The organism is Desulfobacula phenolica (assembly GCF_900105645.1).
GTDB lineage: Bacteria > Desulfobacterota > Desulfobacteria > Desulfobacterales > Desulfobacteraceae > Desulfobacula > Desulfobacula toluolica.
The window spans coordinates 380,494-403,369 of record NZ_FNLL01000003.1; the positions used below are offsets into that span (position 1 = coordinate 380,494).

General features: G+C 40.4%; 23 protein-coding genes. 13 read left to right on the plus strand and 10 right to left on the minus strand.

What is annotated here, in order from left to right:
• Positions 1-202 precede the first annotated feature (202 nt).
• Positions 203-2,806 carry a leucine--tRNA ligase gene (leuS, locus tag BLT94_RS06650; RefSeq protein ID WP_092231842.1) on the plus strand — a complete coding sequence of 868 codons (2,604 nt, stop codon included), beginning with the start codon at positions 203-205 and terminating at the stop codon, positions 2,804-2,806.
• Between the two features lies 1 nt (position 2,807).
• Positions 2,808-3,317, plus strand: coding sequence for an LPS assembly lipoprotein LptE (gene lptE, locus BLT94_RS06655; RefSeq protein WP_092231844.1), 510 nt, complete (start codon positions 2,808-2,810; stop codon positions 3,315-3,317).
• A 113-nt stretch (positions 3,318-3,430) separates the two neighbouring features.
• Here the strand turns inward: lptE and rpsT are convergent, their stop codons facing one another.
• The gene (gene rpsT / locus BLT94_RS06660; protein WP_014957735.1) at positions 3,431-3,685 is read right to left on the minus strand and encodes a 30S ribosomal protein S20; all 255 of its coding nucleotides are present in this window, start codon (positions 3,683-3,685) and stop codon (positions 3,431-3,433) included.
• 100 nt (positions 3,686-3,785) lie between these two features.
• Between rpsT and murJ the strand changes: the two genes are divergently transcribed.
• The 5 genes from murJ to BLT94_RS06685 are packed head-to-tail and all read left to right on the plus strand — an operon-like array spanning position 3,786 to position 6,880.
• A complete protein-coding gene (gene murJ, locus BLT94_RS06665; protein ID WP_139168994.1) occupies positions 3,786-5,348 on the plus strand; it encodes a murein biosynthesis integral membrane protein MurJ in 1,563 nt (520 codons plus the stop codon).
• 6 nt (positions 5,349-5,354) lie between these two features.
• On the plus strand, positions 5,355-5,660 hold the full coding sequence (locus BLT94_RS06670) for an FtsB family cell division protein (RefSeq protein ID WP_092231850.1): 306 nt from the start codon (positions 5,355-5,357) through the stop codon (positions 5,658-5,660).
• The gene (locus tag BLT94_RS06675) at positions 5,657-5,962 is read left to right on the plus strand and encodes a hypothetical protein (RefSeq protein WP_139168995.1); all 306 of its coding nucleotides are present in this window, start codon (positions 5,657-5,659) and stop codon (positions 5,960-5,962) included. The genes BLT94_RS06670 and BLT94_RS06675 overlap by 4 nt, the downstream gene beginning before the upstream one ends.
• The gene (locus tag BLT94_RS06680; protein WP_092231855.1) at positions 5,959-6,462 is read left to right on the plus strand and encodes a rhodanese-like domain-containing protein; all 504 of its coding nucleotides are present in this window, start codon (positions 5,959-5,961) and stop codon (positions 6,460-6,462) included. Before BLT94_RS06675 ends, BLT94_RS06680 begins: the two co-directional genes overlap by 4 nt.
• Positions 6,452-6,880, plus strand: coding sequence for a MauE/DoxX family redox-associated membrane protein (locus BLT94_RS06685; RefSeq protein ID WP_092231858.1), 429 nt, complete (start codon positions 6,452-6,454; stop codon positions 6,878-6,880). The genes BLT94_RS06680 and BLT94_RS06685 overlap by 11 nt, the downstream gene beginning before the upstream one ends.
• On the opposite strand, the gene BLT94_RS06690 is transcribed toward BLT94_RS06685, so the two are convergent.
• Positions 6,867-7,745 (minus strand): formylglycine-generating enzyme family protein, encoded by an 879-nt coding sequence (locus tag BLT94_RS06690; protein WP_092231861.1) that lies wholly within the window; start codon positions 7,743-7,745, stop codon positions 6,867-6,869. The genes BLT94_RS06685 and BLT94_RS06690 overlap by 14 nt on opposite strands.
• Positions 7,746-8,008: 263 nt before the next feature.
• On the opposite strand from BLT94_RS06690, the gene BLT94_RS06695 reads away from it, so the two are divergent.
• Both BLT94_RS06695 and BLT94_RS06700 read left to right on the plus strand, forming a co-directional pair.
• Positions 8,009-8,761 carry a LysM peptidoglycan-binding domain-containing protein gene (locus BLT94_RS06695; protein WP_092231864.1) on the plus strand — a complete coding sequence of 251 codons (753 nt, stop codon included), beginning with the start codon at positions 8,009-8,011 and terminating at the stop codon, positions 8,759-8,761.
• 174 nt (positions 8,762-8,935) lie between these two features.
• Entirely contained in the window at positions 8,936-9,172 is a 237-nt protein-coding gene (locus BLT94_RS06700; RefSeq protein WP_092231867.1) for a dodecin family protein, read from the plus strand.
• A gap of 78 nt (positions 9,173-9,250) precedes the next feature.
• Here BLT94_RS06700 and BLT94_RS06705 read toward each other — a convergent pair whose 3' ends face one another.
• From BLT94_RS06705 to trpE, 5 genes are read right to left on the minus strand one after another with little or no spacing between them, the layout of a single operon-like run.
• A complete protein-coding gene (locus BLT94_RS06705) occupies positions 9,251-9,958 on the minus strand; it encodes a phosphoribosylanthranilate isomerase (RefSeq protein ID WP_092231870.1) in 708 nt (235 codons plus the stop codon).
• Between the two features lie 7 nt (positions 9,959-9,965).
• Positions 9,966-10,763: an indole-3-glycerol phosphate synthase TrpC gene (gene trpC / locus BLT94_RS06710; RefSeq protein ID WP_092231873.1), complete on the minus strand. Its 798-nt coding sequence runs from the start codon at positions 10,761-10,763 to the stop codon at positions 9,966-9,968.
• Position 10,764: 1 nt separating this feature from the next.
• The gene (gene trpD, locus BLT94_RS06715; protein WP_092231876.1) at positions 10,765-11,784 is read right to left on the minus strand and encodes an anthranilate phosphoribosyltransferase; all 1,020 of its coding nucleotides are present in this window, start codon (positions 11,782-11,784) and stop codon (positions 10,765-10,767) included.
• Between the two features lie 4 nt (positions 11,785-11,788).
• Positions 11,789-12,361, minus strand: a complete 573-nt coding sequence (locus BLT94_RS06720) for an anthranilate synthase component II (RefSeq protein WP_092231879.1) — start codon at positions 12,359-12,361, stop codon at positions 11,789-11,791.
• Complete coding sequence (trpE, locus tag BLT94_RS06725; protein WP_092231881.1) at positions 12,362-13,852, minus strand: anthranilate synthase component I; 1,491 nt, start codon at positions 13,850-13,852, stop codon at positions 12,362-12,364.
• Between the two features lie 543 nt (positions 13,853-14,395).
• Between trpE and BLT94_RS06730 the strand changes: the two genes are divergently transcribed.
• Both BLT94_RS06730 and BLT94_RS06735 read left to right on the plus strand, forming a co-directional pair.
• Positions 14,396-15,907, plus strand: coding sequence for a B12-binding domain-containing radical SAM protein (locus BLT94_RS06730; protein ID WP_092231884.1), 1,512 nt, complete (start codon positions 14,396-14,398; stop codon positions 15,905-15,907).
• A 12-nt stretch (positions 15,908-15,919) separates the two neighbouring features.
• Positions 15,920-17,182, plus strand: a complete 1,263-nt coding sequence (locus tag BLT94_RS06735; protein ID WP_092231887.1) for a CinA family nicotinamide mononucleotide deamidase-related protein — start codon at positions 15,920-15,922, stop codon at positions 17,180-17,182.
• Here BLT94_RS06735 and BLT94_RS06740 read toward each other — a convergent pair.
• Positions 17,162-17,902, minus strand: a complete 741-nt coding sequence (locus tag BLT94_RS06740) for an alpha/beta hydrolase (protein ID WP_092231890.1) — start codon at positions 17,900-17,902, stop codon at positions 17,162-17,164. The two genes, BLT94_RS06735 and BLT94_RS06740, sit on opposite strands and share 21 nt — an antisense overlap.
• 100 nt (positions 17,903-18,002) lie before the next feature.
• On the opposite strand from BLT94_RS06740, the gene rlmD reads away from it, so the two are divergent.
• Complete coding sequence (rlmD, locus tag BLT94_RS06745) at positions 18,003-19,391, plus strand: 23S rRNA (uracil(1939)-C(5))-methyltransferase RlmD (RefSeq protein ID WP_092231893.1); 1,389 nt, start codon at positions 18,003-18,005, stop codon at positions 19,389-19,391.
• A gap of 45 nt (positions 19,392-19,436) precedes the next feature.
• On the opposite strand, the gene BLT94_RS06750 is transcribed toward rlmD, so the two are convergent.
• On the minus strand, positions 19,437-21,344 hold the full coding sequence (locus tag BLT94_RS06750; RefSeq protein WP_092231896.1) for a GNAT family N-acetyltransferase: 1,908 nt from the start codon (positions 21,342-21,344) through the stop codon (positions 19,437-19,439).
• A 283-nt stretch (positions 21,345-21,627) separates the two neighbouring features.
• On the opposite strand from BLT94_RS06750, the gene BLT94_RS06755 reads away from it, so the two are divergent.
• A complete protein-coding gene (locus BLT94_RS06755) occupies positions 21,628-22,257 on the plus strand; it encodes a TetR/AcrR family transcriptional regulator (protein ID WP_092231898.1) in 630 nt (209 codons plus the stop codon).
• A 2-nt stretch (positions 22,258-22,259) separates the two neighbouring features.
• Here BLT94_RS06755 and BLT94_RS06760 read toward each other — a convergent pair whose 3' ends face one another.
• Entirely contained in the window at positions 22,260-22,805 is a 546-nt protein-coding gene (locus BLT94_RS06760; protein ID WP_139168996.1) for a hypothetical protein, read from the minus strand.
• Between the last annotated feature and the right edge of the window lie 71 nt (positions 22,806-22,876).

Sequence of the window (22,876 nt, forward strand, 5' to 3'; positions counted from 1 at the left end):
TAGCATTTTTCATTGCCTGTCAACTTCCGAACTTTAGGTCCGACCTCATCCAACGCTTGGATGTCCCTCAAGAAAAGAAAAATCCAAACACAGAATTCTCTTGATTTTCTTGCTATTTGCCGTTGATTATGGCATCTATTAAAACTCAAAATTAAAGAAATTGTATTTCACTGTAGAAGAAGCTTTCACAAGGAGTAAGGTAATGGAGGAGCGGTATAATCCGGAATTGGTAGAACCAAAATGGCAGGCATACTGGAAGGAAAATCAACTTTTTAAAGTTACTGAAGACCCTTCAAAAGAAAAATATTATCTATTGGAAATGTTTCCTTATCCTTCCGGTAAAATCCATATCGGTCATGTGCGTAACTATACCATTGGTGATGTGGTTGTCAGGTACAAACGGATGAAAGGCTTTAATGTTCTCCATCCCATGGGGTGGGATGCATTTGGCATGCCCGCTGAAAATGCAGCCATTGATAATAACACACACCCTGCAGCCTGGACATATAGCAATATCAGTGCCATGCGTGCGCAACTCAAGAAGATGGGGTTCTCATATGACTGGGACCGTGAAATAGCAACCTGTCGTCCGGAATATTATAAATGGGAGCAATGGCTTTTTCTTAAAATGCTGGAAAAAGGTATGGCCTATCGGAAAGAATCTTATGTAAACTGGTGTGAAAAATGCCAGACAGTTCTTGCCAATGAGCAGGTTGAACAGGATAAATGCTGGAGATGCTCCCGGCCGGTTCAGCAAAAAAAGTTGTGGCAATGGTTTTTCAAAATTACGGATTATGCTCAGGATTTGCTTGTCCATTGTGATCAGTTGCCGGGATGGCCCGATAAAGTAACTGTGATGCAGAAAAACTGGATCGGCAGGAGCGTCGGGTCTGAATTGAAATTTAAAATCCATGGCAGGGATGAAGATCTTGTGGTGTTTACCACAAGGCCGGATACGGTTTTTGGTGCGACTTTCATGTGTCTTGCTCCGGAACATCCGCTGGTTGAAAGCCTTTCTAAAGGGACAAAAACGCAAGATGAAGTGGCGGCTTTTGTTAAAAAAGTATCAAGCCAGGAACGATCTGCCGAAGGCATAGAAAAATATGAAAAAGAGGGTGTTTTCACGGGTGCGTATTGCATTAATCCCGCAACTCTTGAGAAAATTCCCATTTATACAGCCAATTTTGTTTTAATGGAATATGGAACCGGTGCCATCATGTCTGTTCCTGCAGGGGACCAGAGGGATTTTGATTTTGCCAGGAAGTATGGGCTTGAAATCAGGGTTGTGGTTCAGCCGGAAGGTGAAGAACTTGACGGCAATACAATGCCGGAAGCCTTTACAGGTTCAGGTGTTATGGTGAATTCCGGAGAATTTAACGGGCTGGACAGTACAAAAGCCATGGATGTGATGACCGACTGGCTGGAAGAAAAGGGCAGGGGAAAGAAAACTGTTTCCTATAGATTAAGAGACTGGGGGATTTCACGACAGCGATTCTGGGGGGCACCGATTCCGGTGATTCATTGCCCGGATTGCGGTGTTGTTCCGGTTCCTGAGGCGGATCTTCCAATACGGCTGCCTGAAGACGCCAACCTTCTCGAAAAAGGTGGGTCTCCCTTGCCGACCCTTGATTTTTTTGCCAAGGCCACCTGTCCTGCGTGCGGCAGGCAGGACGCGAAAAGAGATACCGATACCATGGATACTTTTGTTGAGTCTTCCTGGTATTATTTAAGGTATTGTTCCCCTCGATATGAGAAGGGCATGTTTGATCCTGAAGCTGTGAAATACTGGGCTCCCGTGGACCAGTACATTGGTGGTGTAGAACACGCAGTGCTTCATTTGCTGTATTCCCGGTATTTTATGAGGGTGTTGCATACCCTTGGCATGATTGATTTTAAAGAACCGTTTACCCGGCTTCTCACCCAGGGTATGGTGTGCAAGGAGACCATGACCTGTCCGGATCATGGATTTCTTTTTCCGGAAGAAGCTGTGAAAAACGATGACGGGAAACTTGTGTGTACACGATGCAACAGTGATGTTGAAGTGGGGCGTGTTATTAAAATGTCCAAATCCAAGAAAAATGTTGTGGACCCCAACGAGCTGCTTGAAAAATACGGGGCTGATGTGACTCGGTTGTTCTCTTTGTTTGCCGCTCCTCCTGAAAGAGACCTTGAGTGGAATGAGGATGGTGTTGAGGGCAGCAACAGGTTTGTAAACAGGGTGTGGCGGTTTGTTCTGGAATGGGTGGAAAAGATTGATGGCATTGAACCCTTTAAAGGTTCAGCTTGTGATCTTGCATCAAAACAGGCAAAAGATCTCTATATCAAGGCAAATCAGACCATTAAAAAAGTGACGGAAGATATTGATAAGAGCTTTCATTTTAATACAGCCATTTCTGCTGTCATGGAGCTTGTAAATGACCTGTATGCTGTTGATTCTGATTGTGTAGACGATGAAGTGAAAAAAGTGATTCTGTTCAGTATTGAAAACATCCTTTTGCTGTTGTCTCCCATTATTCCGCATTTTTGTGAAGAACTTTATGAAAAGCTGGGCAAGACCGGGTCGATTCTTGAGCAGCCCTGGCCTGAATACAGAAAAGACTCTCTTGAAACAGATGAAGTTCTTGTTATTGTGCAGGTAAACGGGAAGCTTCGATCCAAGTTTAAAATTGGTTCGGACACTGAAGATGCTGTAGTCAAAGAAACAGCATTGGCTGATGAAAAGATCAAAAAATATATGGGTGATAAACAACCCAAAAAGATTATTGTGATCAAGAAAAAACAAACACTTGTTAATATTGTTATTTGATATGAAAAAATTTAATTGGATCTTATGTGGTTTTTTGTTTGCAGTTTTTGCATCCTGTGGTTACCAGTTTGAAGGCGGCGGATATATTAACAAAGATGTGGCTCGAGTTGCTGTAAATATTCTGGATAATAATAGTTTGCAAACAGAAGCAGGTGTTGTATTTACCAATGCCTTGATCAGGGAGATCATTGAAAAAACCGATACGGCTGTTGTTGATGAATCCCATGCAACAGCTGTTATCAAAGGAACCATTAATGCGATCACCTTTTCTACCTTATCCCGTTCAACTACGGAATCCGTTATAGAAAGGAGGGTTTGTGCTGTCCTTGATTTGAGGCTGGTGAACAAGGATGGCGAAACGATATGGTCTGTCAAGGATTTTGCGACTGATGAGGAATATACCGTATCTGAAGATAATATCGAAGATGAAAACAATATAAGGGATGCTGTGGAGAAAATAGCCACAAGAAGTGCTGAAAAAGTAATCAGCAGAATGCTGAATAATTTTTAGCTTGAACGTCAGCTTGAAAATAATAAAGACAGGATCTGCAGTATTAAATTAATAGGCAAATCCTGTCTTGTTATAACTTAAGTCGTTATCAACAAAAGTAAAAAATATAAATACTATGTGTTCATAAACTTGAATAGTCTTGAGATTTTTCTGGAAGCAGTCTTTTTATGGAGAACACCCTTTTTAGCGGCTTTGTGGATCGCAGATTGAGTTTTTCTCAGGATTTCATCCCTGTTGTCATCCCCGGCTTCTTTTGCAGCGCGAACCTTTTTTTCCATATTCTTGAGTGTGGTTTTTACAGATCTGTTTCTAAGCCGTCTTACCTGACTCTGTTTAGCCCTTTTTTTTGCAGATTTATGGTTAGCCAACTTGGTATAGCTCCTTATTTAAGTGTATTTAATTTAAAAATTTTCCATATTTCAAATTAAGAATATTATAGAGTTTGTTGGTTTTTGTCAAGGAAAACTTGTGAGAAAAATACTAAAAAAGACAGCAATGATAAGCAGTTTAACATTTAGCAGTCGTATGCTCGGGGTTATTAGGGATGCCCTCATTGCCATGTGTTTTGGGACATCTTTTCAAAGTGATGCTTTTTTTATTGCCTTCCGGCCCTTTGATCTTTTACGCAAACTGCTTTCCGAAGGGATTTTGAGTGTTTCCTTTGTACCGGTCTTCTCTAAAGCTCTTGAAAATGAAGGCCTTTCAAAGGCAGTTATAATGGTTTTTTCTTTTTTTTGTTTTATTTCCCTGGCCGGTATTTTTATTGTACTGACCGGGATATTTTGTGCCCCTTTGATCATTAAGGTGATTGCACCCGGATTTATTGGTGATTCATACACGTCCGGACTGACAATGATATTGTTTAAAATTATGCTGCCCTATTTCTGGCTGGTTCTCGTTGCTGCCCTTTGCATGGGCGTGTTAAATTCTTTGGGGCATTTTGGTGCGCCGGCCGTTGCTCCTGTTGTTTTTAATCTTGTTTTAATCGTGTTTGCCATTTTTTTTTCCAATTATTTAAAAATTCCCGTAATAGGCCTGGCTGCCGGTGTTACCATTGGTGGCGCTGTTCAGCTTGCCATACAGATTCCGTTTATGATCCGTCTTGGGATGTTTAAAATTCCTTTATTTCAATTTCCCCGTCTGTTATCGGTTTGTTTTTTTCACATAGGACTATTAAAAGTCATGAAAATAATGGTTCCCTGTATGGTTGGTGCAGCCTCGTATCAGATCAATATCATGGTGGCTTCATTTTTTGCTTCAAAACTTGAAGAAGGCAGTGTGTCTTTTATCTATTATGCAGACCGGCTGGTACAGTTTCCATTGGCACTTTTTGCCGTCTCGTTTTCTATGGTTTTTCTGCCGGAATTATCAAAAAAAGCTGTTTTGGGGCATTTGGATGAAATAGCAGACCTGTTTTCAAACGGGGTCAAACTTGTGCTGTTTATCACCATCCCTGCAATGGCAGGATTGATGGCCCTGGATGAAAAAATTGTTGCATTATTGTTTGGGCACGGGGCGTTCAAAGGCATTGCCATTCAACAGACAGCGGACTGCCTGTTTTTTCTGGTTTCAGGCTTGTGGGCATTTACAGGTATAAGGTTGTTTGTCACATTGCATTATGCACTGTCCAGTATCCGTATCCCTTTTTATTCGGGAATCCTTGGCATAGTGTTGAATCTGATCTTTTGTTGCCTGTTTGTCGATAGCCTTGGGCTTAAAGGGCTTGCATTATCCGTTTCAATATCCGGCATGGCAGGGTTTGTATTTTTGTTGATCAATATGCCGGGAGCCTTGAATATTGATAAATCCGGGATCATTGTTTCTGCTTGCAGATCTGTTTTCCTGTCTGTTATAATGTTTTTTCTTGTCAGACAGGCATCAGCTTTTATACTGAAAGAAGAGTGGAATAGGTTTTGGTTTGGAACAGGAGTGATGGGATGTATATGTTTTGGAATGATATTTTACTTTAGTGTAAATGTTTTTATTTCAACCCCTGAACTTAAAATGCTGAAAAAAGGAATGACTAAATAGTAATTCATGACTATTATAGAAAAAACAGGCCTTTTTGCCGCCATATTTATTTTTCTGGCGCTGTTATGCATCATTGTCTTTTCAAAAAACGGTGTTTTGGATTATAAGGTACTCAAAGAAAAAGAAGCCGTTATTCAGGATCAGATACGGGCTGTCGAGGTTGTAAATCATAAATTTGAAAATGAAATTCAAAGTTTAAAAACCGATATGGATTATATCAAACATGTGGCAAAGCATGAGCATGATATGGCTGAAGAAGACGAACTTATTTTTAAAGATAAATCATGTGATAAAAGGGATAATAGACCATGAGTAAGAGTATGCAAACGCTTGAGTTGGCAAGGATTTATGAACGCCAGGGATATTATGAAGATGCCTTTGAAATTTATTCGTTCTTATGTATGCAAAAAACGGATAACCAGGAATCTTTTAATGAGATTTCAGCAGGTTTAAAGCGTATGGAAAAAAAGATCAAAAAAAAAGGTCATGAAGTCCAAGGCGCTTATCCTGAAGAAAACATATCCCGGCTTTGTGAAAAATGGTTGACTTTGATGGTTTTAAAACATCGGTTTGATAAATTAAAAAAAGTAAAATCAGGGCTCTTGCAGCGATGATCCGAAAAGATTTGACAGGAGCTTTAATCATTGTTTTAGGGGCTTTGGTGACCGCTTTTTCTTATAATTATGTTTCCCCTTCCGGCATTGCTTTGTTTGGCCAATGGGAGACATCAAAAGGGGTTGTCTCTGCTGTTTCAAAAACCGGTTCCGTTAATAATTCAATTGATATAACCAACTCTGACATCATTTGGCAGATGGTGCAAAAAAAGGAAAGGACCGTTCTGGATGTAAGACCAAGTGAAATTTATAATCAAGGTCATCTTCCTCATGCCTTGTCTTTCCCGTTAATGACGTTTGATGATGATTTCCCTGAATTATTAAATTTGATCAACAGGTCGTCGCCTGTCATGGTCTATTGTTCAAGCGTTGCCTGTACTGACAGCCATGAGTTTGCAGAACGTTTGAAAAATATGGGATATACTGATGTAAAGGTGTTTTCAGGCGGATTTCGGCTATGGCAGGAAAAGGGGTATGAAATAGAAAAAAATGAAAAATAGTTACACAGAAGTATTTGCTTTTGTCATCAAGCTGGTTCTGGGCATTACGTTTATTGTTGCAAGTTACCACAAGATAGAGGACCCTGCCGGATTTGCCGGGATAATATATGGATATGCTGTTTTTCCGGGGGCCATTATCAATCTTCTGGCCATAGCCATACCATTTTTAGAGTTAGTTGCCGGGTTCAGTCTGATCCTGGGGGTATATCCAAGATCCGCACTTTTGATTATGAATCTATTGCTTTCAGGGTTTATTCTTATCATTGGATTTAATCTGTTGCGTGGGCATCAATTTGATTGCGGCTGTTTTTCATTCTCAGGTCAAAGCAATACCGCATCCAATGTTTCATTGCTGGTAAGGGATGTTTTTTTGTTGGGAGCCGGAATTTATTTGTGGAAAAAAATCAGCGCATCCTGACAATGCGAAATCCCAAACTGTTTCTTCTTGTCTTTGGTTTATAATAGCTTCTGTAAGCAGACCGTTGATATTTGCTTGTCTGATACCAGCCCCCTCCCCGAATTATTTTATGTTTTCCCGTTTTGTTCAGAGGGTCGACAATGTTGTTCTTATAGGTTGTTGTTACTGCTCCTACTCTGGCTCTTAATATGTCGCGCCATTTGCATGAATCAAGGACCCATTCCTGGACATTACCATGCATGTCGTAAAGCCCCCATTTATTAGGGGCTTTGGTTTTAACGGGGTGGGGCTTGAAATCCCTTGCAGGGCTTGCCAGTCCTGAGTTGTAGCAATACCAGGCCATATTGACAATGGCAGGCTCGGGTTCATTACAGGAAAAGGTTGTGATGGGACCGTTTGAAAAAGCTGATGTGGAACCGGCCCGGCAGGCGTATTCCCATTCAGCTTCAGTGGGGAGTCTATACTTGTCCGTTGCTTCCCACTTATTTAACACTCGTATAAATTCCATGCAGTCGTTCCATGAAACAGTATCTATTGGAAAGGATTTTCCAAGTTTTGAAAACGAGGACGGGTTAAATCCAACCAGTTTTTCCCACTGTCCCTGGGTTACTTCTGTTTCGCCCATATAAAAATCTTTTGAAATCAAAACCTTGTGGCGCTTCTCATTCCACTGGCGACCCGGTTCGAATACAGGACTTCCCATTAAAAAACTTCCCTTGGAAATGAGAACAAACCGCATCCCAAGTTTATTGGTATAAGTTTTACTCTGAGCAAAAACAGGTTGATGAAAAAGGGCAAGAAGTATAAAAAGGGTAAAAAAGAAGATGAAAAAAGAGGTTGTAATAAATTTAAAGTCATGTTTCATGAAAGTATCCTGCTATATAATCAAAACAATAGTCATGGGCAAATTAGCTGTTTTATTCGGATTTGCCCACAACAAAGATTGAAAGTCTTTGTGTGAATTTTTTAAGACTTTCATATAACTGTTACTTAAGAACCCTATCATACAATTGATTGATTGTTCAATAATGAAAATTAATCTGCATTTGAGGTTTATTAGCTTGAAAAATCAGCTTAAAATGGTATTAAATGGTTATTCAAAACAAAAATTAATGCAGGAGCTTTGAGATGGACCACAAAGATAAACCTGAAGCAAAGATATCAACAGCAAAAATCACACCCAATAAGAAAAATGCAACCCATGTTACGGGTACTGGTGAAAAGTTTAATACCGCGCTGTTAAAAAAAAATGAATTTGCGATGATCATTTTCGGGGCATTACTGTTGACTCTTATCGTGTTTTTTCTTTTTTTTAGATCCCCGGATATTAAATCGGATATTAAATCGGATATTAAACAGGATACGAAAACTGAAACGGTTGAAAAAAACACATCAAGCTCATCCTTTACTGATCTTGAAAAGAGAATTGAAAATTTGGAACAAGCACTTCAAGCCGGGGAAAATTCTTTTGGATCTGCAAATGATCAATCGACAGACGGCGTAAAGGATATTGATCCCATAAAAGAGAGGGTGACAAGACTTGAAACTGCATTTTTAGTTAAATTTGACTCTTTAACAGAAAGAATGGGGAAAATTGAAACAAGCATTTCTCAGATTAAAGCCGGGCCGGGTGCAGTAATACCGTCCAAAGCGTTGCCGATAAAAGCAGTACCGCCAAAAGTTGAATCCAAACCTTTAATACCGGTAAAAAAGGCCGTGAAAAAAGAGAAAAAGGCTTCAGTTTCTCATGCAGTTCAAAAAGGCGAAACTCTTTACAGTATAAGCAAAAAGTATAATACCAGTGTTGACACCTTACGAAAATTGAATAATATGTCCGACAATGCTAAAATCTATCCTGGAAATAATATTATTATCCGATAGTTTTGAATTTGGAGGCCTTAACTCAGAGTATGGGTTAAAATAGGTTTGACAATTTTTTATAGTTTTATATAATCAACAATATTCCATGTCTTAAATTTGGCCAGCGTTTAAAAGATCTGATTTTCATGCTCCTCTTTTTTTATTAATTTTTTTTGTTTATTACAGGAGGTAATTATGGGTGACAACAGTGTTTACAAGCTTATTGATCTTGTCGGTTCAAGCCCCACATCTTGGGAAGATGCAGCCACTAAAGCCATTGAAAAGGCAAGTGCCTCATTAAAGGATTTAAGGATTGCAGAAGTTCAGAAACTTGATGTTAAAATAGAAGGGGGCAAGCCTACGCAATTCAGGGCCAATATGCGTTTGTCATTTAAGTATAGCAGTGAAAATAAAGAACCTTGGATTGCTTGACGCAGAAAAAGCAAATCTGAGATTGGCGTTTAAATATCAGGACGAAATTTAAGATTAAAAATCGGAAAAGGGTATCGGTCAATCCTTCATGGCCGTTACCCTTGTTATAAAAGCGTTGACCTTATTTAAATCTTTTATCCCATAAGTTTTTTCAACACCTGAAGAGACATCTACCGCTGCTGGTTTAGCAGTTTTTATGGCCAGGCAGATGTTATCCGGATGAAGTCCTCCGGCAAGAACTAAAGGTGTGCTTGTCTCCACCGATCTGTTTGTCTCCAATTGAAGGGACAGTTCATAATCCCAGGATTCCGCATTTCCGCCGGGCAGGGTTCCTTTTCCATATTCAACCAGTAGAAAAGAGGCCTTTTGGTATAAAGGGGCCTGGGTTATAAAGGGTTCTCTTGTTGCAAAAAGAGCTTTAATGACCACAAGATTCTCTTTTAACAGGTCATCAATAAGCTCCGGGGGTTCATTGCCATGCAGTTGAACTCCCTTTAAACCGCATGCATTGACTTTCTCCATGATACCTTCATAGGATTCATTCACAAACACCCCAATGGTAAGGATATGATCCGGCAGAGCATTTGAAATTTGGGCCGCTCTTTTTACAGATACATTTCTGGGGCTTTTTTCAAAAAACACAAGACCTATGGCATCTGCTCCCAGGTTTGCACATCCAAGGGCATTTTCAATATCAGTCAGTCCGCATATTTTGATCCAGGGTATTTTTTTTGATAATTTTTCAGTTAGCGTTTTGCCTGTTTTTTTTGTCTCTTTTTTTATCATGACATGCTCACTTGATATTTCTCAGTTCTTTTATAAGCAGTTCAGGATCTTTGGCCTTTACAATGCTTTCTCCAACAAGAAAGTTGAATATATTGGATGAAAGGCCGTTGTCAATGTCTGCAAAGCAAGAAATACCACTGGCCTCCACCGGGATGATATCTTCTGGAATAATTGCGGCAATTCGTTTTGAGACATTCAAGTCGGTTTCAAGGGTTTGAAGGTTCCGATTATTCATATCCACAACTTTTGCATCACAGTCATAGGCAATTTCAAATTCTTTTTCCGAGGTGATTTCAACCAGCGGCTCCATGCCAAGTTCCCTTGCAAGAAGAATGTAATCTGTGAGCTGATCTTTGGACAAAATTGTGGTGATCAGAAGAATCGAAGATGCACCTGCTTTTTTTGCTTCATAAATCTGGTAGGAACCAATGGTAAAATCTTTTCTTAATACCGGAAGTTCAGTATTGGCACAGACCGCTTCCAGGTCTTTTAAACTGCCTTTAAAATATTGGGATTCCGTCAGAACGGAAATCGCACGGGCACCTGCCATAGTATAGGTTTGGGCATACAATACCGGATCAAGGTCAGGGCGGATATCCCCTTTGGATGGAGAGGCTTTTTTAACTTCTGCAATAATGCCGATATCATCGGGACTGCTCTTTTGAAGGGCTGTTAAAAAGCTTGCCGCAGGTTTTGTGTTTTCGGCTTCCCTTCGAATTGTGTTCAAAGGGATATTGGATTTGGCTTTTGATACTTCCAGGGATTTTATCTCCAGCACCTGTTTTAAAAATCCGTCAATACCCATATTATGCAGCCTCCCCGGTATAATCCACAAGCAGTTTCAGCTTTTCAAGGGCTTTGCCCGAATCAATGGATTTTTCAGCCAAAGCAATTCCATTTTTGATTGTGTCTGTTATTTGCGCCGCAACCAGGGCCGCACCGGAATTTAAAAGTACAATATCTCTTTTGGGTCCTTTTTCACCGTTGAGGATGGCCAGTGTAATGGCTGCATTCAATTTAACATCACCGCCTTTAAGATCTTCAGGAGCTGCATAGTCTTCAAAGAAATCCAGCGGGTCCAGGTCATAGGATCGGATAGTGCCGTTATTCAGCTCTGATATTCTTGTGGGTGCCGTGGTCGTTATTTCATCCATGCCGTCGTGGCCGTGTACGACAAATGCTTTGCTGACACCCAGAAGTTTCAGAGCCTGGGCAAACATCTCTGTCAACTGCGGGGCATACACGCCCAAAAGCTGGCAACTGGCCGCAGCCGGGTTGGTTAAGGGACCCAGCATGTTAAAAATACTTCTGATGCCGCATTCTTGTCTGGCTTTGCCTGCATATTTCATGGAACCGTGGTACATGGGTGCAAACATGAATCCGATACCGATTTCATTAATGGCTTCCTCAACAATTTCAGGGTCTGTATTCAGATTTACCCCTAATTCTTCCAAAACATCGGCACTGCCGCATTGGCTTGAGATACTTCTGTTGCCGTGTTTGGCAACGGTCACACCGGCACCTGCCACCACAAAAGCTGTAGTGGTGGAAATATTGAATGATCCTGATTCATCTCCGCCTGTGCCGACAATATCAATGACATTTTTGGACAGGGTCTGGATTTTTATGGCCTTGCGTCTCATGGCTCTTGCAGCACCGGCAAGCTCTTCAAAGGTTTCTCCTTTGGTGGCAAGAGCCGCCATAAATGCTCCGATCTGGGCTTCTGTGATATTTCCTGAAAAAATATCCATGAGCATGGAAGCGCTGCTGTCCTGGTCAAGATCCTGTCCTGCAATGATTTTCTTTAAATTTTCTATAAAGGTCATGTTCTTATGCTGCTCCTTTGATAAAATTTCTGATCAGTCTTTTTCCCATTGTGGTCATGAAGGATTCCGGATGAAACTGAAGCCCCTGAGTGAGATGTTCTTTATGGCGAATGCCCATTATTTCTCCATCTTCAGTTGTTGCGGTCACCATCAGGCAGTCGGGAAGATTTTTTTCACAAACCGCCAGGGAATGGTATCTCATGACGGTAAATGGTTTTTTGATGCCTGAATAAATATGCTCTCCGTCAGCACTTATCACGGATGTCTTTCCATGCATAATCTTTTTGGCATGGATGATTTTTCCGCCAAAGCTCTGGGCAATCACCTGGTGGCCAAGGCAGACACCCAGAATGGGAACTGTGCCGGAAAACTGCCGGACCACCTCCAGGGAAATCCCGGCATCTTCGGGGCGTCCTGGTCCGGGGGAAATAACAATGGCGCCCAAGTTCAACGCTTTAAGTTCATCAATGGATATTTTATCATTTCTGAATACTTTTACATCCACCCCGGTATGAAGTATGTAATGAACCAGGTTGAAGGTGAATGAATCGTAATTATCTATCACTGCAACTAACATTTATCTGCCTCCGCTGTTATTTGAAAGGGCAAGTTTTAATGCCATTTCCACACTTTTTGCCTTGTTTTGGCATTCCAGCAATTCTTTTTGGGGGTCAGAGTCATATACAATACCGGCCCCGGCTTGAACCGTCAGTTTGTCATTTTCCATGACAGCCGTCCTGATAGTGATGGCAAAATCCATGTTTCCGGTAAAGGAAATATACCCTGCAGCCCCACCATAAACCCTTCTGGGAGTATTCTCAAGTTTGGCAATAATTTCCATGGCACGGATTTTCGGGGCTCCTGACAAGGTGCCGGCCGGAAAAGTAGCCTTGAACAGATCATAGGCATCCACATCTTTTTTCATGTCACAGGTGATATTGGATACCAGGTGCATGACATGGGAATAGCGTTCAATCACCATGGTGTCCGTAACCTGGACGGTTCCGGCTTCTGCCACACGGCCCAGATCATTTCTGCCCAGATCAATGAGCATCACATGCTCGGCCCGTTCTTTTTCATCATTCAACAGTTCGTCTGCAAGTTTTCGGTCTTCCTGCTCTGTCTTGCCTCTGGGCCTTGTACCTGCAATGGGCCGTAATGTGGCAATATTATTTTCAAGCCTGACCATGGTTTCCGGTGATGAGCCTGCAACAATGATGTCTTTAAAATTCATGAAAAACATGTAGGGTGAAGGATTGATATACCGCTGGGCGCGGTAGATCAGGATGGGATCAACATGGGCATTGCATGAAAACGGCTGGGAATAAACCGCCTGAAAAACATCTCCTTCAACAATATGTTCTTTAATTTTTTCAACGCCTGTCATATATTCCTGGGCCGGGGTTTCCGGTTCCAAACTAACATCCTGGGACTGCACACTTTTTTGGGGTATAAAAGGTGTGTTTATGGTTTCAAGCATCTGGTTAAGATCTTGTTGCGCATTTTCAAACAAGGCTTCATGATCATTGCAACCATCTGTGTAACATATTTTCAGGCAGGTTAAGGTTTGTTTGATATTATCGAAAATAATCATTTCATCGGGAATGATAAAATGGGCATAGGGCATATCATGGGGCAGATAAACCGGGATTTTTTCAAAAAATGAAACCATCTCATAGGTAAAGTATCCGGTAAATCCACTCCAGAACCTTGGCAATTCAGAAATTTGAGCCGGTATAAAGCCTTTGGAAAAGCTTCGGATAATATCTAACGGGTCATTGTAATGGGGTATTTTTTTTGTTTCATTTTTTGTTTGTATCTCAACATCATGAGAAAATATTTTGATATTACCAAATGCAGATACCCCCATGAAACTGTATCTTCCCCATCTTTCACCACCTTCAACACTTTCCAGCAAAAAGCTCTCTTTTTCTTTGCTGAAAAATTTTTGTAAAATTGAAACCGGTGTTTCCGTGTCTGCAAGAATCCGGGTGCAGACAGGTATGACATTGCAGGTTTTGGCAAGTGTTAAAAAATCTTGCTTTTCAGGAAATTGCTTTAAAATCATTTGTTTTCCTTAAAATTAAAAAAGGCGTGCAATTGTTTATCAAGATGCAGCCTTTTAAAATACAAAGGCTGCGACATTATTTTAATTGTTTTGCTGCCGCAGCCTTTGGTTCTTTGTATTTTATTGAACGATTAGCCTGACGGCAGCAAGAGCCATATCCAGCTTTGCCACCACCAGGTAAGTGTGTTGCGAATATGTAAGATGTTTTTTTTCATAGTTTTTATTTTCTTTTTATTTTGGGTAAAATACCTAAAATTTGATTTAGTGTCAAGAAAAATGTTTCTATAAACAGAAACAAAATTGAAATTTCTTCTTTGCCAAAGCGCGCATCATAATCAGCACATATTGCAGCCCTGGTCAAGGCATTTGGCGCAATTTAAATGCATGTTTTTACATAATCCCAACGAGTACATACTTGTGCCGCACGATTTACAGACCATAAAAACAGTACAAATAACAGATTAAAAAATTATCAGGTGAGCATTTGATACAAATGTGATAAAAATGATGATTTTAATTTTCTTTGCTTTAGGATGCTTAACCATGTTGTTGATTTTTCCGCCCGTAGCCAAGCCGTGTGAACCGCCCGCCGGGGTGGCGTTGTTGTCTTCCGCCTTAAAAGAACATGGATTTGACTGCCATGTGTTTGATGCAAATATTGAAGGGCTTTTATACCTGATCAATTCGGATCTTGTTCCTGTTGACTCATGGTCAAAACGAGCATTAAAGAACAGGGATCAGATTTTGTCTGATCTGAAAAAGTCCTCTTTGTATGAGAATATGGACCGGTATCACCAAAGGGTTTATGACTTGAACAAGCTTTTGTCCATCAGTGTGGACAATAAAAGGTTCAAGATTACCTTGAGCGATTATTCCGATTCCAAACTTTCAAGTGTTAACAGCAAGGATTTGCTCAAAAGCGCAAACGAATATCAAGAGAATCCATTTTACCGTTTTTTTGAAGACAAAGTCCGGCCACAGGTTTTAAACTCAGATTCAAAATTTATTGGAATTTCCCTTTGTTACCTGAACCAGGCCCTGACCAGTTTTGCCCTGGCAGGATGGATAAAAGATAATTTTAAAGACAAACAAATTATCATGGGCGGCGGCCTGATATCCTCCTGGATGAGCCGGCCCGATTACAATAATCCGTTTAAGGACTTGATTGACGTGACCATAAGGGGGGAGGGGGAACAGCCTCTGCTGGAATTTCTCGGCAAAAAAAATGTTGAAAAACGGCATTATGTTCCTGATTATGATTTTGTCAAAGAAGATCTGTATCTTGCACCTGGAAAAGTTCTGCCTTTCAGGGCATCCATTGGATGCTACTGGAGCAAATGCAATTTTTGCCCGGAAAAGGCTGAAACCCGTCCTTATAGCTCTCAGCGGGCATCAATGGTTTTGCAGGATTTAAAAACCATTGATAAGACATATAAGCCTGATTATGTGCATTTTCTTGATAATGCAGTTACTCCGGCTTTTTTAAAAGCTTTGTCCGTCAATGAATTTGGATTTAAATGGTATGGGTTTGTAAGATTTGAAAAAGAGTTTCTGGACCTGGATTTTTGTCTTGGCCTGAAAGCGTCGGGGTGTGACATGCTCAAGCTCGGGCTTGAATCAGGAGACCAGGATGTGCTGGATCAGATGAATAAAGGCACGGATCTGAATCTTGTGTCAACCATGTTAAAAAATCTGCATCATGCAGGAATTTTAACTTTTGTTTACCTTCTTTTTGGAACCAGCTTTGAAGACAAGGCTGCGGCATTTAAAACCCTTGAATATGTCAAGGCACATAAAGCCTATATTAATTATTTGAACCTGGCAGTATTCAACCTTCCCAAATTCAGTGAAGATACCAAAAATCTGGATACTCAGGAGTTCTACCATGGTGATCTTTCCTTATATTTAAATTTTACACATCCATATGGGTGGGACAGGCGCAAAGTCAAACAATTTTTGGATAAAACATTTAAAAAACAGGTTGTTGTAGGATCAGGGATTCGCAAAAATCCAGCGTTTTTTTCATCAAACCATGCAGCATTTTTTAAAATTTAAGGGGTAGGCATTATGATGGCTCACATTCTTTCAACAGGAGATGAAGTTCTTTTAGGGGATATTATTGATACAAATTCAGCCTTTCTTTGTACTGCACTCAAAGAGTTGGGCATTAAAGTTCAAAAGATCACAGCTGTAGGTGATGAACTTGACACCCTTGCCTCAAATATTGTTGATATTTCCTTGCAGACAGATCTCTGTTTTGTTACCGGGGGGTTGGGGCCAACCCGGGATGATTTGACTGCTGTTGCCTGCAGCAAAGCTTCAGGTCAAGCTCTTGAATTGAATGTGACTGCTTTGGCATCCATGCAATCCTATTTTGAGAAGAGAGGTTTTAAATTCACCAAAGATAACGAAAAACAGGCCATGTTGCCGTTGACTTCAAACATGCTGGTAAATCATAATGGCACGGCCCCCGGGTTTTATATGAAAATCAACCAGTGCATGTTTTTCTTTATGCCGGGTGTTCCATCTGAAATGAAACTGATGTTTGAACAAGAGATCAAACAAGTGCTGGTCACTGAATTTGATCTGAATGAGGATATTTTGATTGAAAGGCTCACCGTGTTTGGTCTTCCCGAATCAAAGGTTGGCTCATTGTTAAACGGGTTTGACATGAATTTTTTTGGCATGCGCCTGGGCTTTAAGGCTGATTTTCCAGTGATTGAGGTTAAAATAATTTTATCTGTTAACTTTCAAAACAGATACAAAGCCGACTCAGATATGGCAGCGGCAAAGCAATGGGTGGTGGCGCAGCTTGAAAACAAAGTAGTGTCCGACCAGGGCTTGACCCTTGCCCAGGAGGTTGGCCGCCTGTTGACTCAACAAAAGAAAACACTTGCCATTGCAGAGTCTTGTACGGGTGGCCTTATTTCAAACATGGTGACCGATGTTGCCGGAAGCTCGGACTATTTTTTGTTTTCCGCTGTTACTTATTCCAATGAAGCCAAAATGAATGTTTTGAATGTCCAAAAGAAAACTATTCTTGAACATGGAGCCGTGCATGAAAAGACTGCTCTTGAAATGGCTCAAGGTGCGAGATTGAAAGTCGGTGCTGATTTTGCCATATCAACCACCGGAATTGCCGGGCCCGGTGGAGGAACTGACGACAAACCTGTGGGAATGGTGTGTATCGGACTTGCCGGACCGTCTTTTTCAACGGCTAAAACTTATCGATTTTCCTTTGAGGACAGGTTTAAGAACAAACAGATGTTTGCCATGAGCGCATTGGAAAGCTTAAGACGGCATCTGGTTTCATTGGCTAAAGCAGTGTAAAAACCAGGCTGCGGCTTCTTTTTCAAATTCAGCCTGATCTTTTTTTGATGTCATCTGGTGGTCTCCGTTTTCATGGATGATTAATCGTTTGGGCTCCTTGGCCAGAGTGTAGATGTCATGGGCATTTGAAACCGGTACAACTTCATCTGCATCTCCATGAAAAATCAGTACATTGGACAGGCTCACGGCTTTTTTTGTTATGTTAAAGAGAAGATTTTTTTTAAAAAAGCTTAAAGGCAGGGCAGGCCGGCCATTATTTGCACCTGTTGGAATTTTTTCAACGGTGCGGCTTTTTGCCGGTGCAGAACACAGCACAGCTCCGCAAAGACGGACATCCATTTGTAACAGTGTGTTCCAGGCATTGATGCAGGTTGAACCGCCCAGGCTGGACCCGAAAATAGCCAGATCTCGGCTGGTTTTTCCAAGATCCAGAACATGCTGTACCGCATTGATGAAATCAGCCGTTCTTTTTTCAAGGGAGGTGTCCGTGATAAAGTCACCCTGGCTTTTTCCGCATCCCCTGTGATCAAACCGGAAAAAGGCAATATTGTTTTTTACAAGCAGAGTGGATAAAACTTTTTGCTTTGCAGATTCTTTTGAGCCTTCAAGGCCATGGGAGCCGACAACTAATGGTGGTTGGCCAGCTTGCGGCAGGTGCAGAACCCCTTTGAGCAAAAATCCCTGGGAAATAAATTCAATTTTATGCGTGGTCGTTTCCATAACTTGTCTTTATGCCATTAAACCTTTATAATATCAAGTTCTGAAAATTTGGGATGAAACTTAAATACTTAAAAAGAATATTTAAAAAGAAATAAAAATTATGAGCATTAAGAAAAGAAAGGCCTATGAACTGGAAATCACGGATCTGGCCTTTGGGGGCAGGGGACTTGCAAAGCCTGACGGGTTTCCGGTTTTTATTGACCGGTGTATTCCAGGAGATGTGGTATTTGCAAAAATAACAAAAAAGAAAAAATCCTGGGCAGAAGGAAAGCTGATAAAAATTTTACAGGAATCTTCCCTTAGAAAAGAGGGGAAATGTCAATATTGCAATTTTTGCGGGGGATGCAAATGGCAGCAGATTGGTTATGATATTCAGCTTGAGTATAAAAAAAGACATGTCACGGAATCCATGCAGCATATTGGCGGGTTAAAAGATGTCCGGGTAAAAGACGTTATCCCGTCAGATAATATTTATGAATATCGTAATAAAATGGAATTTTCCTGTTCTTCAAAAAGATGGCTGCTGCCGTGGGAACTTGAAAATGAGGAGATTAAAAAAGATTTTGGCATTGGACTCCATGTGCCCGGCACCTTTGATAAGGTAATTGATATTAAACGCTGTGAAATTATGCCGGATCTGGGCAACCAAATATTGGACGATGTTAGAACTTTCATAAAAGAATCAGATCTGCCGGCTTATCATTTGAGGACTCACGAGGGGTTCTGGCGGTTTTTAATGCTCAGACATTCGGTGGCCTTTGATACATGGATGGTCAATATTGTTACCACCTTTAAACAAATGGATGTGGTCCGGGATCTTGCATCTGTTCTGACTCAAAATCATCCGCAGATTAAATCTGTTATGAACAATATTACTGATGCCAAATCCGGTGTTTCCATTGGCAAAGAAGAGATCTGTCTTTATGGTAAAGATCATATAAAAGAAAAGCTGGGGAAATTTGTGTTTAAAATTTCACCAAATTCATTTTTTCAGACCAATACAAGGTCTTGTGAAAATCTATACGCCAAAGTATCTGATTATGCGGCTTTGACAGGCAAAGAAACTGTGATTGATCTTTATTCCGGAACCGGCACAATTCCCATCTGGCTGTCTGATCAGGCAAAAATGGTGTATGGCATAGAGATCGTAAAAAGTGCTGTTATTGATGCAAAGCTCAATGCCCAATTGAATGGAATTGAAAACTGTGAATTTTTTGAAGGGGATATCAAAGATGTCCTGCCAGGGTTAAAACAAAAACCCGATGTGATGATTATTGATCCTCCAAGGGTTGGCATGCACAAGGATGTTGTTCAACAGGTGCTTTCCATCAGCCCTGAAAAAATTGTTTATGTCTCATGCAATCCTGCAACCCTTGCCAGGGATCTTGAAATGCTGGCCCCGGAATATGATATTAAAGAGATACAACCCGTTGATATGTTTCCCCATACCTATCATATTGAATCTGTTGCATTGCTTTTGAAAAAATAAATTTTGCAAGTGTCCCGGCCCGTGAAAAGGGCCGGGTTGGTGGGTCTATTCTTCTTGATCGTCTTGTTTTTCTTGATCTTTTTTAGGTTCAGAGAACAGGCAGCTTAGAATAATCATATCCTCATCTTTTTCTGATCTGACTTTATATGGAAGCTTATAAAATAATTTTTTCATTCCTTTGTTTTCAGGAGAGGTATATGCCACAAGCCCTTTGATTCCATTATCCATTGCCGCCCTTGCCAGCATTTTTTGAAGAATCTGCGCAATTCCCATGTTCTGGTATTCTTTTGATACGGAAAATGCAATTTCAGCCATATTGATGATGGAATTTCTAAAATATTCGCCAACAGCTATTATTTTTTCAAACCCCAGTTCTCCAATTGTGGCAACAATGGTAAGGTCATTGATATAATCAATTTCAAATGTCGTATCAATCTGATCATGGACAAAACTCTTTTTTTCATGAAAAAACCGGGAGACGATATCTCCTCGGTTCATTGTATAATAGTGTTCTTGTATGCTTCTTTCGTCAATGGGTTTTGCAGGCCTGAACATGACGTGTATTCCATTAATGATAACGGTTTCTTCATATTTTAAGGGATAAACGCCTTTAATTGCCTGTTTGAATTTTCTGCCGATATCAATTAATTCAAGCTCTTTGGCTTTTGAAAACAACTCATCCCTGAAATCGGGATGGGCAATGCTGATCAGTGCCATGGCTCTTTCCTGGAGGGTTTTTCCGAAAAGGTTAACAACGCCGTATTCTGTTGCCACATATTGAACGTCACCTCTTGGCACCACCACGGCAATCTCTGATAAACTGGGAATGATACGGCTTTCCCTGCCGTGATTTGATGTAGAGGTCATAATCAGAATGGATTTGCCGCCCTTTGACATGGCAGCCCCCCGTGTAAAGTCAAGCAGGCCGTTAATGCCGGTATAATTATTAAAAGGCAGTGCGTCTGCTGCAACCTGTCCTGTCAAATCTATTGCCATTGCCGTGTTCAGCGTAACCATGGCATTGTGCCGGGCAATTATGGAGGGGTTATTAATATAATCTGAAGGGTGAAATTCAATGGATGGATTATCATCAATAAATTCATAAAGAAGATTAGATCCCACCGCACTTCCCGCCACAAGCTTACCGTCATTAAACCCTTTTTTTTTGTTGGTGATAACTCCCATGGAAAAAAGCCGCATGAGGCTGTCTGATAAATATTGAGAATGGACACCAATGTCGTTTTTTTCAGACAGGCAGAGCATAACGGCTTCATTTGTGACGCCCAAATTGGTCTGAAGGGTAGAACCGTCATCAATCAGTCGCGAAATATGTTTGGCAATAGTATTGGCGGTTTCAAGCTCCGGAAGCGGTTGAATGGTTAAAAGCTCTTCCTCATGTTCCACAATATAATCCACATCATTGACATGGATAAAACTTCTGCCCAGGACCCTTGGCATATTCGGATTTGTCTGGCAAATCACAATATCTGCGGATTCACAGGCCGCAAGAGTTATATCCACGGAAACCCCCAAACTCATCCATCCGAAATCATCAGGCGGTGACGCCTGTATCAATGCTGCATTGAGCGGCATCATTCTTGATTTGAATAAATGGGGAATCTGTGAAAGGTTGATGGGGGTAATAAATCTTTTGTTGCGGTGTATTTTTGTAGGGGAGGCTGAACCCAGGTAAAAGGACCGGATATTAAACTGTTGAGAATGGGATCGGTTGGCAACCAGTGTCAAGGGGCCGCTTTCAATGCTTAATAACCTGACAATCTCAAGATCCGTAAATCTGGCGCAAGTCTCTGATAATTCATTGACCAGATGTTGTGGTTCTCCACATGAAGAGCCGATAAAGACCCTTTGGCCGGGTTGTATATGTTGCAATGCCTGCTTCGCACTGGTTAGTTTTTGGACATAACCGTCAGCCCAATAACTTGTTTTCTGCATATGTTGTATCTCCGTTATTTATTAAAAAACATGATAGCATACTAACACGAAAACGATTTTAAGATTATTAAAAGTTTTTATTTTTATAATAAATATGAAATTTTTTTAAAGAAAATATCCATTATTATTACCTTTGTTCTTCTTTGAAATCTGAAATATCAAAGAAGAAGTTTGCTTGAATTTTTAGTTGTTGAATCTTTATCCTTGCGATTTTTTATTGTTTCATGTATCTATCTTTCCGTTATTAGTTTATGAATCATATTCAAAAAATAATGAGGAAAATATGGGTATATATGAACGTAAACAAAGAGAAAAAGAGCAAAGAAAAATAGAAATCATCAATGCTGCACGAACCGTTTTTTCCAATAAGGGATTCAATTCTGCTACAATGGAAGAGATCGCTTCACAAGCAGAATTGAGTCCGGGAACCCTGTACCTGTATTTTAAAAACAAGGAAGAATTGCATACATCCCTGTCCATTGAGATCCTCAAGCACTTGGCTGATGAGATTCAAACAGTAGTAAGTCAGGATATTTCAGTGGAAGAAAAGATAGAAAGCTTTTATGATGTATTTATTGAGGTATATAATTATGATCCCAATATTTTAATTAATTTATTTCATCTCCAGTCAGGGGAAACTCTTCAAAATCTTTCAGATGAAGTTTTGCAGCAGATTAAAACTTACTCTGCCATGGCTCATGGGGCCATTATTGATGTTGTAAAACAGGGTATTGAACAGGGAGCTTTTATAGATGAGCATCCTGTGGCACTTGCCGATATTATATGGGCATCCTATTCCGGTATAGTTTTATGGGTTGATTCCAAAAGGCTTTTAAATAATCAGAAAGATTTCGTTAAACCGACATTAAAAATTGCATTTAAGATAATCGGCAAAGGATTGAAGACAAAATAAACCTATTTGCACAGCCTGTGAATCGTTTGAGCATGCCATTTGCCTTTTCCCGAAAAGGTTGGGATCTCTTTTTCCTTTAAGTAATCAGCAATTATTGCAAATGTTGCCCCTTCTTTTCTCATGGTTCTGATGATTGTGAGAATATCATCCTTGGTATAATGTGTTCCTGAGGTATAGCTTGCAGTTGTTTTAAAATTTTGATCTGGGGAGTAGACAAAAAGATCTTCAGTAAAAATTTTGTTCAGATTATTAAAAAAAAATGAGATGGCATTATATTGATGAATTTTGGCTTCAACCAGCAGACCGTTTTGTGAACTTATTTTTTCAAAATGGTCTGTTACACTATATGCATTATCAACAATTTGCGGCAATATGTTCCGTAAACTTACCAAGAGAGATTCAAGGTTTTCAGAATAGTTTGATCGCCTGTCCCGATTTTTTCTACGGTCATTTTCCGGATAAAAATGACCGTCAATATGCCTTTTAGAATTAGGATTAGAACGGTCTTTTTTACGAGAGCTTCTAAGGTTTTTTAAAAAATCACTCATATCGCCACCTCCCAAGCTGACAGATAAAAATATAAAGGTTAAAAAAACAAGTAATATAAGCAGTTCTTGAA